This is a genomic window from Lacrimispora sp. (genome assembly GCF_032078915.1).
GTDB lineage: Bacteria > Bacillota > Clostridia > Lachnospirales > Lachnospiraceae > Lacrimispora.
The window spans coordinates 139615-153632 of record NZ_DAMAUN010000002.1 but is presented as its reverse complement, the minus strand read 5'-3'; the positions used below and the strand labels follow the sequence as shown (position 1 = coordinate 153632).

Sequence of the window (14018 nt, the reverse complement as noted above, 5' to 3'; positions counted from 1 at the left end):
CTTATACCTTTCATACGTTCTTACTATTATTTGTTCCTACCTTAATATCCATAATATCCAGGAAAAACATGAACAGAGGAATGCCAAAAAGCAGACCCCAGACTCCAATATAATGTTCGCTCACCATTAGAATAATAAACACCAAAAATACGGGAATCTTTGTTTTTGCAGACATTAATTTAGGGTTCAGCACATAGGTTTCCAAAGAATGGAGAATAACGATCATCACAATAACTTCAACGATTTTTATAGCGCCTCCAATGTTAAACGCAATAATTGTAAGTGGTATCATGGATATGAGCACCCCGGCAACAGGAATCAGTCCCAGAATAAAAATCATGGCTCCAAGCCCCAATGTCTGGGGAAATCCCATAATTGTCAGAGCCAGCACAGACAGAAAAGAGTTAATGCATGCAATTACAATCTGCAATTCTATTACCTTACCGAAAGAATTTAAAAACTTTTTCCCATAGAACTTAAAGTATTCATACAGGAAGGAAACTTTGCTCTGCTCCATGTGTCCCAAAAACGTAACGATTTCATCCTTCTCCAGTAAGAAAAGAAAGCTTATCAAGAAGGACATTAATAAATTGATGCTAAAAGTACCTGCTGTTGCAACAAACCCCAAAAGATGGCTTTCCGCTAACCGGATATAAGCGTCGATCTGATCCTCAGGCATAATATTCATCAGATTAATGTCGAACTTTGACTGAACCTGACTCAAATCAAAGGTAGAAATCAAACCGACGATATCAAATAGCTGCTGGGTAACCTTCGGAATATAGACAATACCGGATATGGTGAAAAACAACACAATTATAATGTACATAAAAATAGTAATCAGCTTACGGCTGATTTTCATACGGGAATTAACTTTATCATAGATAAACTTTTGCAGCTGCCCCAAAATAAATGTAACTATAAATATGAGCAATAGCTGATTCAGCATGCCTCGAAAGAAATACATAAACAAAACCAGCAGTACGATACTTAAAATCTTTTTTACAAGTGTATTATTGATAATTCCATCAAACTTATCCATTCCGTTTACCTTTCTTACCCAAAAACATGTATTTATAAATTATGTACTATTTATGTCGAATTTAGGCCTGTATTCCAATTATAGTATAAGTATAAAGCTTTGAAAATACCTGGACATAAATTTGTAAAATCTATAATGACTTCTTAACAGCACCATAGGGTCATGAAACTTGAGCAGTATCATCTTCCTTGATGTTATTGTAGCGTTAATTGCAGTATTCTTGCTTGTGATATCAGTAATTCCGGGACAGAGCATATGAAAAAGCTTATAAATGAAATAGCAATGGTGAACCCGAATAAGACAAATAGTTGCTGTTAAATATACCTCTTAATATAAAATTCTAAAAAGCATAGATTGAATGCCGGATAAGAGACTAACAAAGCCGTCATCTTGTCCGATATTCAATCTATGCTTTTCCTATAATATTCCGCTTAGGATTATTGACAGTGCGGAAGGAAATTCATCAGGCCCTGGAAACTTGCCTGACATACGAATATAGGTTTCAGTTCACTCAGGATTCAAGATAATACCGGATATCCTTTGTTTCATGGTCTTCGTATTTAACGATATTTCCTTCCCAGGTTCTTAGTTGAACATAGCCTGGTCCCCGGGATACAATGTAATTGGGAAAGATAGGCGTTTTTCCCAATCCTTTGGGAGCATTTACTATAAATGTGGGGATCGCCATACCAGAAGTATAGCCTCGTAAATATTCCATGATCTCTATGCCGTCATCAATGGATGTATTAAAATGAGCGGTTCCCTGAACATGCTTTGCATGAAAGATGTAATAAGGTCTTACCCTGCATTTGAGAAGCTCTTGATTGAGCAGCCGCATGATGTACTTATCATTATTAATTCCATTTAATAATACGGCCTGATTTCCCAGAACGATCCCGGAATCAGCCAGTTTCTCACATGCCGCTTTTGATTCTTTCGTAATCTCTTTGGGATGATTGAAATGAGTGTTTATATAGATCGGATGATATTTTTTCAGCATGGAGCATAATTGATCTGTGATCCTTTGTGGCATGGTTACAAGGCATCTGGTTCCCAGGCGGATATAATCAACATGAGGGATCTCTTTCAGCTGCTTTATTATCCACTCAAGGTACTCATCAGAAAGGCACAGGGCGTCCCCGCCGGTGATCAGCACATCCCTGATTTCTTCATTTTCTCTTATATAATCAATGGACTCCCCGATCATGCTGCGGGACCGATGAACATCTTCCTCCCCGATATTCCTTCTTCTCTGACAGTGCCTGCAGTACATGGCACACTCATTGGTCACATTAATAATTAACCGGTCTGGATATCGTCTTGTAATGCAGCCTGCCGGATTTGTAAATTCTTCTCCCATGGGATCAAGATCCATGCAGGTATCATCCAATTCTTTATGGGTTGGAATTGATAATAATCGTATAGGATCATATCTGTCCTCCGGATCTGCCAGACTTAAATAATAGGGAGAAACCGCCCATCTGAATTTTTTCTCGACTTTTTTAATGCGCATTTTTTCTGCTTCGCTTAAGAAAATGATTTTACTTAAAGTTTCAACATCTGTTATCCTATGAGTTAACTGCCATCGATAATCATTCCAATTTTCTTCTGTGGCATCCAGTACTTCTAATATTCTGGTTTTCCTCTTAATGAATTCTTCCTCTAAATCCATTCCTTTTGGAATTCTCTTGCGTGCCTCTAAAAAATCTTCGATTCGCCCCTTTAATTCTTCTGCCCTTTCAATTGATACCTGTTGTTTTTTGCTTTTTCCCATATAATTTCTCCTTACATATATTATTCACTCCGTAAAAAACAAACTTCCTATGGAGATTTTTGCATCGAAAAACGAAAGCTTCTATACTTTTACGAAACAATCAGTGGTGTGTTTAAATTTTATTTAATAGTACTTCTGCGGGATGATTGGATACTACATGTGGTTTTTCCGCCAGGCAGCTTAAACAGGGCTTTTGCTTGTTGGAAAATGAAACATTATTGGTATTCATAAATTTAAGATATGATGATGGATTATAATGTCAGATCAGGCAAAGCAACAACTCAATTATACCAGTAAAGTTGTTGCTTCGTCAACCGTATGAATAAACCAATTCCTTAAAACTGAAGGTTATACTTCATCTGGATTGTATTCAAACAAATAAATACGGTTGTTGTAACAGTTACCTTTTCCACAAATAATACATCTTTTACAAAAATATTATAAAATTAAATTTATAATTATTAAAAACATTAAAATATTACAATTATTTTTAAAATAGTTCATTTATTATAGTAAAAAAATTCCATATAATTAAATAAATTTTTATATTATATCTATAACTGTTTTTATGGTAAAGGCAGGGCAACTTACCAACAGGTCCAAGATCACTAATATAATTATTTTAATAAAAAAGGAGGAATTTTGTGTGAAGCAAAAGATTAGGAACAAGTGGAGGCGGGTGACAAGCATGTGTCTGGCGATACAGATGATCATGACAGTTCCAGCTGCCGGACAGACGTTACCGGTAATATCCGGATCAGAATTATTAAACACACGGCATTATGCTGCGTCCATTAATCCTACTGTGGGAGGGGGAAGTCTGTCACTATCAAAAAGTAATGATACGGCTTTGGCATGGAACACCACGAATGAAGAACTAGTACCTGGAACAACCATGTTCTGGGAAGGGGGAAACCAATTCCGAGGGGCCGACATCACAACAGAACTGTCAATGAAGTCGCTTTCGGAAACTTACGGTGCACAAGGCGTAAAGTTGGGGAATGAGGTTCATGGCGTTAAATCATGGTTTTTATTCAGCGGCGAGATCCTTTGTGCCGGAGCAGGCCTCAAGGCAAAAACAGGAAGCAGCGGGCAGCTCATAACCGTTGTAGATAATATTCCGGTTATAAAAGATACAAAGCTGGCATTGACAAATCCCAACAACGGATACCGAAATGTACTGGCAGCAAGCACAAACCAGTGGATTACCCTCATTAATACACCGACAAAAGGGGTCCACACCCAGAGAAACTGGCTCAGCGCGTCCGACTTGAACAATAATGAACTGCAATGGTCCTATGTGTTTGGAGATGGGGAGACAGGATCGTTCCTGACTACTTCAAACGTATACTATCGGCTGAACACGAAAGAGTCTGATACGGCTCAGTTGGCCGAGTTTTTTATTGCTCCCGGAGAAACCTACCAGTATACCATGGTCGCAGGGAAAACAACCGCTGATTACTCAAATTCAATTCTCTACAAAACCGATGCAAGGCTTCTGGTAAATACTCCCCAGATACAGGCTGCTTCCAGTATCGTAGAAGGGATTGTATCTGTAAACAAGTGGTCTTCCGACAGCATCAGACTGGATAATCAGGTAGTGCCCTTAACAATGAATGAGAGTATGTCACTTACCGTAAAAAAAGATCCTTCTAATGGTAATATAACGCTAAATATAGCAAAGCCTGAGAACCAAACCGATGGTTATCTGGAGGTAACACTGGAAACCCGGGGAAAAGGCATACTAACTAATTCAAACCAAAAGGCATTGGCAGATTCCTCTTTTGGCTCTACAATTTTCCTTAAATTCGATGCTTCCGAAATGGGATCTGAGCCAGTGGTTCTGACTATTGAAGGAAAGGCGGCTGAAGCGATAACAGGAGATGAGATTGTTTTGGTGCGAGGAGAAGACGGGCGGATTGAAAAACCGGCGGAATTATCCGGCAGCATTCGCTGGGAAGTTAAAATACCAAAGCCCGACGGGAATTATGTACGCAATGCGGGAAGTAATAAGATTAAGAGAGAGTTGTTGGATGGAGAAACAGACGGAACCAGAAAAGCCGGAGATGCTGATGGAAGCCACATCGCTTCTGTAAAAAAGCTTTCCGGCGAAGACGCACTGTTGATGGCAAATGAAAAAGGAATTGTCACAGTACTGGCCACTGATGAAACCGGAAAACAAAAAAAGTGGAACGTAACAGTCCTATATAAAGATCCGGCAAATCTACCCCAGACAGAACCGGAAGATTACGAGACAATCCGCAAACGGTGGAAGGACTCCCTCATCGGAAATGATCTGACTGGTCTTGATGGAGGCGGAGTGATCCTTGACGACATTCAGGCTCAGGCAAAATCTGCATGGGAAGCGTATGCTTATAAAGGACAGGATTCCTGTGCCGGAATCCCCTGGCTTAAGGATGAAGGAGCTGAGGGCAACCCGGAGATTCCTTTTGAGAATGATGCGGTAGAGTTTCGGCCGTCTTTTAAAAAGGTGCTGGCAATGGCAAAGGCATATGCAGCAAAGGGGAACCTCTATTACCAAAATGAGGACCTGATAAAGGACATAAAGCAGATCATGAACTATCTGTGTTCCCAATGTTACTCACCAAAGACCCAGACAGATAACTGGTGGACTTGGGAAATCGGCGTTCCCAAAGACCTTATTCCAATACTGGTCCTTATATATGACCAGCTGACAGAGGAAGAAATCAGCCTTTATACCGAGGGACTGTATTTCTTTCAGCCGGATCCTTATCATGAAGGCATCATTGGAACCGGAAGCACCCATGCTCAGGGATACCGGACGGCCCAGGGAGCCAATATTATTGACTGTTCCAGGATCGCCTTAGGACTGGGAATTATCAGAGAAGATAATGAGCTTGTTTACATGGCTCAAAAAGCTTCTTCGGAGACTTTTATTATCCAGAGCTTAAAAGACAGTAGCAAAATTGCGGATCAGGGTTATACCAGCGGTTTCTATGCAGATGGTTCTTATCTTGACCATTCCCATGTGCCATATTTAGGGTCCTACGGAATTGAGTTTCTGAAAGGCGGGGCAGGAATGCCGCCTCTATTTGCCGGAACACCATGGGAATATCCCAGAGAAGTGCAGGAAAACCTGGAATTCTACTTGAAAGAAGGGTTCTTGAATGGAATGTATGACGGTCTGATGCTGGATTCTCTGAAAGGACGTTCTGTGTCAAGACCTGCCGGCAGTAACCGGGATGCAGGAAGAGAAGCTATGGTTCTTATGATCCAGCTTATGGATTCCGTTTCCCCTGAAGTACAGGAAGAATTAAAAAGTTCATTAAAAGCCTGGATGGAGATTGATCCCGGATTTATTAAAACCTTAAGCGGAGCAGAGTATATATCGATAAAGGAAAAAGCTATGGAAATTCAGGGTGATGATTCAATTACCACCTCCATTGCTCCGATACATAAAAATCTGCCTCTCATGGACCGGGCGTTTCACCGGACAGACAAGTTCCTGATGGCTCTATCCATGTATTCAGAACGTATTCAGAATACGGAAATCATGAATCATGAAAACCGTTATGGCTGGCATCAGGGAAGCGGTATGACCTACTTATACAATCAGGATACCATGCAGTATACGGAAAATTTCTGGAACACTGTAAATCCCCTGCGGTTGGCGGGAACGACCCTCGTTTCCAAGAATATCGGTAACGGTCAGCCGGACAGCTCAGGCTTTGCCCAAGGCGGCGATTTCCGTTCAAGGGAATCCTGGGTCGGAGGCAGCAGCATAGAGAATGACGGAATTAACGGAATGTCTTTAACCGGAGAAGTCCGGGTCAAAGAGGGAGAAGGTTCTCCTGCCGTGGCATATTCCCCTAATCTGTCCGCAAAGAAATCCTGGTTTATGCTTGGGGAACAGATCATATGTCTTGGTGCCGGCATATCCAATTCCGGTGAAGAATATCCGGTGGAAAGCATTATTGAAAACAGGCGTTTAAGGCAGGATGGCGACAATGCTCTGATCATCAACGGAGAGCCAAAAGATCTTATGACTGAGTCCGCATCTTTAGAAGATATTGTAGACGGAAAAGTGGATGTGTCAGGAACAACGCTTTCTGATGTTTCATGGGCCCATTTGGAAGGCAATACCGCCGGAAGCGATATCGGTTATTATTTCCCTGCCGGTTCTCAAACCATATCGGTAAGAAAAGCAAGGAATGCCGGAGACTGGTCAATGGTCGGAACATCAAATGGAAAAGCGGAAGAGAACTATCTGGAAATGTGGTTTGACCATGGAAAAAATCCCGAAAATGCCACGTATGAGTATGTTCTTCTCCCAGGAATGACCGCTGAAGAAACCGAACAGTATTCCAGGGAACCACAAATCACAGTCCTGTCAAACACTTCACAGATGCAGGCTGTTTACGACAGATCCGAAAATATACTTGGAGCCAATATATGGACAAATGCTGCTGCAAAAATAGGAGACTTCTCCATAAAAGGTGCTGCATCTTTCATGGCAAAAGAAGATGAAAATGGAATTCTGACTGTCTCAGCCTCTGATCCTACGATGAAAAATACAGGTACTATTGTAATCGAAATAAATAAACCTGTGACAGAAATTCTTTCATCAGACGAGAATGTAAAGGCAGAACTGACAGAATACGGAGCAAAACTTACCATTCAGGCAAAAGGAACCAACGGTTCCAATTCTTATGCAACAATGCAGCTGGCGGCTTCCCTGTATCCGCAGGCCGTTACCCTTGCTCCCGGACAAAGTATGTCCTTTGCAGTCAATGATTACACCAATGATGCAGGGAATATCACCTGGAAAGTCACAGGAGATAAATCTTTAGAAACAGGTACCGGCATCGATGAAGAAGGCGGTCTTGATATTGATGATTTTGAAGAGAGCAGCCGGTTAAACGTGACTGCCGAACTGGAAAATGGGATAAAGCTTCAGGCCTTTGTATCTTTGGGCGGAAAAGTAGGACCAGAATTACCCAAAAACATTCAAAAAGTCCAGTCTCTTATTGAAGATGCGGTAAAAGAGGCGATAAGCAGCGGTGATTACAGCGATTACAAGGTACAAAAAGTCATCAGATCAGCAGTCAATGCTTTAACTGTCGTTTCAAATGAGGAATTGGCAACATATTTGATGGATCAATTGATTACATTAGAAGAATTGTATAAGGCTGCGATGGCCGCAAAAGACTGCATGATAGACAGCAGAGTGGATTCCACTGAAACAGAAATTACTGGTATACAGATTGCAGGGGCTGCGTTAAGCATACCCATTAAAATCACAGGAAGCAGTGCAACTCCCTCCAATGCAGTAAGAGCGACTGCTTCCAATGCAAGCAAGGCGTCACCCTCATCCGCTTTCAGGTTCTTTGAAGATGAGGAAGATGATCAGGAGATCCGTACTGCAATTATGTCAGTCACAGACGGCAATGTATCGGAAACAGAAAAAGAATTCCGGAAATCCTTCGGGCTTCAGCTTCAGCTGGAGGATAAGTATGGAAATAGAAAGCCCATATCGTTAAATGCTCCGGTGAAAGTGTGGATGGACATTCCAAATCAGGGAATGGGCAGTAGTTCCATTGCTGCGGCATTTAAGGGGTCAGATGGAGAAACCAGACAATTGCCCGTATATTGGAATCACAAAACGGATAAAATTTCATTTGTGATAACGGATAACGGAACAGTGACCTTAATAATTAACAGTATTACAGAAGAAGAACACTTTCAAGTGTCCATTGATGACAGTCTGGAAGGCGGCAGCATTACTGCCAATCTCTCTGAAGGAAAAAAGGGAACAAAGGTAATTGTTAAGGCAGTTCCTGATATTGGATATCGTTTAAAACGTCTATCTGTTAACGGAAAGACAGTGTCACCAGACAAGAACGGAAAATATGAGTTCCTGCTCCTGCAGGATACCTATATTACAGGTGAATTCCGGAAAACGAATCAGGACGGAGATGGAAGCCAGGACAGAGATAGAAACTCTGAATCAAGCACAGCCAGCTCTGTCTGGAAGAAGATGGACGGAAAGTGGTACTATTTCAATGATAAGGGCAATATGGCAACAGGCTGGCTCCTGGTCGATGGAAAATGGTATTGGCTGAGCTCAGATGGAGCCATGCAGACCGGCTGGGTCTTTGATCAGTTGGACGGCTCCTGGTATTATCTGGATTCATCCGGAGCCATGGCAGAAGGCTGGAATTGCATAGAAGGGAAATGGTATTATTTAACCACACAAGCAGAAGGTTCATCCGGCTGGGCACTGAATCAGGAGAAATGGGAATATAAAAAGCCAGAAGGTCACTCACGCCCGCGTGGATCGTTATACATGAATGGTGTGACTCCAGATGGCTGGCTGGTTGACAGCAATGGAGTATGGAACCAATAAGTGTCAGGCTGTTAATCTATTGTAAAAGGTAATAATATTGTAAAAGGCAATAAAGTTGATGGATGCTGCTTCACTAACTGATGTTAGTTTTGCAGCATCCATTATTTTTACCCAAGTTCCCTCCCGGCCTTATTTAATGTTGCTCTGCACCTAATGCAACTGCATTGGAGGGGATATTATTTGTCACAACACTTCCCGCTCCTATGAACCAATCTAAACTGACTGGATTTATTCATCAACATTATGACAAGAAGATAACATTTGATGATATTGCGGCTTCTGGTGCTGTATGTAGAAGTAAATGCTGCGAATTATTCAATAAGTTCGTAGGATAAACACTTAACACCTATGTGATGAAGTATCGTATTACAAAAAGTTGTGATATGTTACGTGAAACAAACAGAACTGTTTGCAACATAGCGATCACCTGCGGTTTTCAAAGCCCAAGCTATTTTTCATATATTTTCCGTAGTGAAACAGAATACCTCCCCAAGATTACCGTAAGCAAATTACAGTACCTTGATACCTTAATATGATTGAATGAAAATTGTCTTTCAATCCAGAATTTGTAATATAAACCACCTTATGTTATGATATTATTTATAAAAATTGAAGTAGGAAGGTAAGTAACATGATTCTATGCAATTATGAAAGAATGGAAGATAAGATCAAAACGTTCAGCCGGTTTGGAGATACTGGAAAGGGCGGAATTACCAGATTTTCCTTATCGGATGAAGCCTTAGCCGCAAGAAAAGAATTCGTAAAGCGTATGGAGGCAATCGGTGCTTCCATCGAAACAGACGATATGGCAAATATATATGCAACCATTGCCGGAACAGAAGATTTACCTGCCATTGTCTCAGGTTCCCATATGGATTCCGTACGCCAGGGTGGGAATTATGATGGGATTCTGGGTGTCTTAACAGCAATGGAAGTGGCAGAAACCATAGTAAAAGAAAAAACACCTCACAGGCATCCAATTACGGTTATTGTATGGACCAACGAAGAAGGCGCCAGATTTGAACCGGCAATGATGTCTTCCGGTGTTATTTGCGGAAAATTTGACAAGGAAAATATGCTGGCTTCACAGGCAAAAGACATTCCTGGATATACCTTCGGAGAGGCTTTGGAGAAAAGCGGTTTTAAAGGAAAAGAAGAGAACCGGCTGGATCCATCTAAAACAAAGGCTTTGGTTGAACTTCACATTGAACAGGGCCCGGTGCTGGAAGCAGAAGGGATAGATATTGGAGTAGTAGAAGGCGTCTGCGGTATGATCAATTACGAATTTACATTTACCGGGCAGGCAGGTCACGCAGGAACGACACCTATGAAATACCGTAAGGATGCTCTTTATGCGGCGGTTAAAACCATTCAATATCTCCATGATGAGCTGGACCAGTTAGACAGCAAACTGGTTTATACCACGGGAAAGATTTCTGCCCATCCGAACATTCACACCATAATACCGGATGAAGTAAAAATTACCCTGGATGCAAGACATCAGGATCCGGAAGTAATCAAGCAGGTACTTGCAGTCATTAAAAGGATCCCAAGCGTTGTGGAGCAATGCGAAGTGAGTTATGAGGAAGCATGGTCACGTAAGACCGTGACCTTTACGACTGAACTGGTTGATTATGTGGAACAAAGTGCACAGGAATGCGGCTATTCCAATCGTAGAATATACAGCGGCCCAGGTCATGATGCGCAGTTTGTTATAGATCTGGTTCCTACTACCATGATATTTGTACCAAGTGTAGGAGGGCATAGCCATTGTGAGATCGAATATACTCCGGTAGATAACTGTTTAAAAGGGGCGAATGTACTTTTAAATACAATTCTGCATATTGATAATGAGCATTAAACAATATTAAAGAACAATAAAATGGAGCCGAATAGTCTATGATAAATAATGAACTAAATCATGAAACAAATCATTACTCCATAATAAACGAAAACATTCCGTCAGAATAAAGTTCACAATATAGTTAGCTGTGAAAGAGCAGGAGAGCAGGGATTAATCTTTGAATTGCAAAGGCTAAATAATTATGGTAAAATATAGAAAAATCCCAGAAGAAAGAAGGAATATCAATTATGGATAAAGAAGTATTAAATTATGCTGTTGATAAAACTCACGAATTAATGAGTGCACCATCTTGCAGCAATGAGGCAAAGACAGCGGCTCAGACCTGGTTGGATTCTATTGGAACTGATAGGGAAGCCGCAGAAACCCAAAAATATATTAATGAGCTTGAGGCAGATATTTTACCTATTGACAGTTTAATCGGTTTTGCAGGATCTGATGCTGGAATTAAGGTTTTTGGTGCGGACACTGCGAAGAATATCGAGGCACATGCAATTGAAATCAAATCTGCCGGAGAGAAATATTGTGATTGTCCGGCTTGTGCTGCGGTATCAGCGATTCTTAGTAAGAAGGATGACATTCTTAAATAAGAAATAAAACTCAATAACGGCACACTTTAAAGAGCATCAATCATAAATGATTGGTGCCTTTTCTTTATTGATTCTAACTTATCCCAGGGGCTGCTATCAATAGAACTATCTTTTAAGAAATCTTTATACGGCTTTCGAAAAGCGTGGAGACAGAAGCGAGAGACAGGTGCCCGTCAAAGCAGAAGAATGAAAGTGATAATGGCAGAATCGGTTAAACACCGGCTCTGCCGTATTTTTTGCCAAAAACCAGAAGGTACAGAGAGCTTGAATATTTATATCAGATAATCTATGAAACAAATGAAACAATCATGAAACAAATGTAAAACTTATGACTATATTGACAAAGATATTTTAATACTTTATGATCAAATTGTTAATTGTGATATATTTATTTGTTTATAGATAAAAAATATAGTAATTATATATAACTATTGTTTCTGAAACAAATTGAAAGAGGTGAAAGTAATGCCATTGACAGTTAGAGAAATTGCAAAAATTGCAGGTGTTTCTCCAGCTACTGTTTCAAGATATTTTTCTGGCAGCGGTGTTGTGAGCAAAGATGCAGCCAGAAAGATTGAACATGCTTCCAAAGAGTTAGGGTATACACCAAGATTTAAGAAGTGCAAAGATAATGGCGTCATAGCTGTTTTGATCCCTAATTTGCAACTAGGCTTTTATGGAGAAGTGTTAAAAGAATTGATCGAAGAGATTCCAAAATATAATTACAGAATTGTATTTATACCAACCATACCGGACAGTGAACATTATAAGATATTCTTTAAGGAAATGAACATTGTAGGCGTGATATATTTTGATGAATTCATTGACCTGGATATTATTAACTACATCGCTTCCAAGAAAATTAAAACTGTGATGTTTGCCGGAGGATCTCTTGACAGCAGGTCAGAAATGGTTCATATCAATGATATTGCAGCCGCCTATGAAGGAACTAAATATTTAATTAGCCTGGGGCATGAAAAGATAATAATTCTATCCGATTTTTTGAAAAATATCGGTTCTTCTTTTCAGCGGTTTACTGGTTGTAAACGTGCGCTTGATGAGATAGGAGTTGACTTAAATGAAAATGAAATGTTAGGATGCGGTACTGTTACTTATGAAACTGGTTACCGGTTAACAAAACAATTCTTAGACAGGAAAACAGACTTTACCGCTATATTTGCTTTTAGTGATGAGATGGCAATGGGAGGAATATCTGCTTTGCATGATTTTGGGCTTAAGGTACCGGAAGATGTATCGGTTTTGGGATTTGATGATATTGCCATGGCAAGCAGATTCATACCAAGGTTGACCACGATCCATCAGCCTATCAAAGAATTTGTTACGAAAACCCTAGAGGCTTTTCAGGATTTAGACAATGTAAATGATAAAGTAGAGATTACACTGCCATATAAGATTGTAAAGCGTGACACATGCACTGTAAATAAGGGAGTAAATATTTATGAAAAATAAAAGAACAGGGGCATTCGTATCTGAGATATTAAGACTGATTTATCTGATATTCTTTGTGTTTATCTCAATTGGGCCATTATTATGGATTATAATGTCTTCATTTAAGACGAACAAAGAAATTTTATCATCTGCATTCGCATTACCTTCAAATTTTAGTCTGGCAGGTTATCATGCAGCACTTAAACTGGCTCCTATCTTTAAGTTTTACAATAACAGTTTATTGATTTCCATGGCTAGTACAATTCTAAATATTCTTGTAGTATCAATGGCAGCATATATTTTGGCAAGGTGTCGATTTAAAGGGAAAACATTTATAACATTACTACTTTCCTCCTCGTTATTAATACCTACTTCCTCTTTATTAATGCCAATCTATATCATTATGACAAAGATTGGTCTGTATGATACGAAAACAGGGCTGATCATTGTATACGCAGCATTAGGGCTTCCCTCCTCGCTGTTTATTATAAAGAGTTATTTCCAGAGTATACCGGTAGAATTGGAAGAAGCAGCTTATTTAGATGGTGCGGGTTTTGCAAAAACTTATTTTTTAATTGTATTTCCAATTGCTAAATCAGGGCTGGCAACTGCAGCAATACTCCAATTCTTAACTTCATGGAATGAATTCATGTTCGCATTGATTTTAACAAAAAGTACATTGGCAAGAACACTACCATTAGCACTCAATTATTTTACATCTCAGTTTTCATTTAATTACACGGCGATGTTTGCAGCGCTGGCTATGGTGATCATTCCAAGTATATTAATTTATACTCTTCTGCAGGAACAAGTGACAGATAGTATGGTAGCCGGCTCAATTAAAGGTTAGGCTGAGAAAACACTTTTATTAGTGATACGCTTGCTTATAAAAGTAAAATCATACAAGTTAACGG

The 14018-nt window shown here is 40.0% G+C and carries 8 protein-coding genes; 6 read left to right on the top strand and 2 right to left on the bottom strand.

Annotated elements, in window-relative coordinates; all coding sequences use genetic code 11:
* Positions 1-10: 10 nt before the first annotated feature.
* The gene (locus RT269_RS01765) at positions 11-1042 is read right to left on the bottom strand and encodes an AI-2E family transporter (protein WP_313180286.1); all 1032 of its coding nucleotides are present in this window, start codon (positions 1040-1042) and stop codon (positions 11-13) included.
* A gap of 511 nt (positions 1043-1553) precedes the next feature.
* Complete coding sequence (gene eam / locus RT269_RS01760; protein WP_313180285.1) at positions 1554-2816, bottom strand: glutamate 2,3-aminomutase; 1263 nt, start codon at positions 2814-2816, stop codon at positions 1554-1556.
* 646 nt (positions 2817-3462) lie between these two features.
* Here eam and RT269_RS01755 point away from each other — a divergent pair.
* From RT269_RS01755 to RT269_RS01735, 6 genes are all read left to right on the top strand, one after another.
* The gene (locus RT269_RS01755; RefSeq protein WP_313180284.1) at positions 3463-9204 is read left to right on the top strand and encodes a polysaccharide lyase family 8 super-sandwich domain-containing protein; all 5742 of its coding nucleotides are present in this window, start codon (positions 3463-3465) and stop codon (positions 9202-9204) included.
* A 350-nt stretch (positions 9205-9554) separates the two neighbouring features.
* A complete protein-coding gene (locus RT269_RS30320) occupies positions 9555-9740 on the top strand; it encodes a helix-turn-helix domain-containing protein (RefSeq protein WP_442913809.1) in 186 nt (61 codons plus the stop codon).
* 95 nt (positions 9741-9835) lie between these two features.
* On the top strand, positions 9836-11065 hold the full coding sequence (locus RT269_RS01750; RefSeq protein ID WP_313180283.1) for a Zn-dependent hydrolase: 1230 nt from the start codon (positions 9836-9838) through the stop codon (positions 11063-11065).
* 230 nt (positions 11066-11295) lie between these two features.
* Positions 11296-11655, top strand: coding sequence for a molecular chaperone Hsp90 (locus RT269_RS01745; RefSeq protein WP_313180282.1), 360 nt, complete (start codon positions 11296-11298; stop codon positions 11653-11655).
* Positions 11656-12120: 465 nt separating this feature from the next.
* On the top strand, positions 12121-13125 hold the full coding sequence (locus RT269_RS01740; RefSeq protein WP_313180281.1) for a LacI family DNA-binding transcriptional regulator: 1005 nt from the start codon (positions 12121-12123) through the stop codon (positions 13123-13125).
* Positions 13115-13954 carry a carbohydrate ABC transporter permease gene (locus RT269_RS01735; protein ID WP_313180280.1) on the top strand — a complete coding sequence of 280 codons (840 nt, stop codon included), beginning with the start codon at positions 13115-13117 and terminating at the stop codon, positions 13952-13954. The genes RT269_RS01740 and RT269_RS01735 overlap by 11 nt, the downstream gene beginning before the upstream one ends.
* The last annotated feature ends 64 nt before the right edge of the window (positions 13955-14018 follow it).

What these genes read in the sequence shown, in the direction of transcription:
- RT269_RS01765 (WP_313180286.1), bottom strand. Translation starts at nt 1,042, where the DNA reads ATGGATAAGTTTGATGGAATTATCAATAATACACTTGTAAAAAAGATT.
- eam (WP_313180285.1), bottom strand. Translation starts at nt 2,816, where the DNA reads ATGGGAAAAAGCAAAAAACAACAGGTATCAATTGAAAGGGCAGAAGAA.
- RT269_RS01750 (WP_313180283.1), top strand. Translation starts at nt 9,836, where the DNA reads ATGATTCTATGCAATTATGAAAGAATGGAAGATAAGATCAAAACGTTC.
- RT269_RS01745 (WP_313180282.1), top strand. Translation starts at nt 11,296, where the DNA reads ATGGATAAAGAAGTATTAAATTATGCTGTTGATAAAACTCACGAATTA.
- RT269_RS01740 (WP_313180281.1), top strand. Translation starts at nt 12,121, where the DNA reads ATGCCATTGACAGTTAGAGAAATTGCAAAAATTGCAGGTGTTTCTCCA.
- RT269_RS01735 (WP_313180280.1), top strand. Translation starts at nt 13,115, where the DNA reads ATGAAAAATAAAAGAACAGGGGCATTCGTATCTGAGATATTAAGACTG.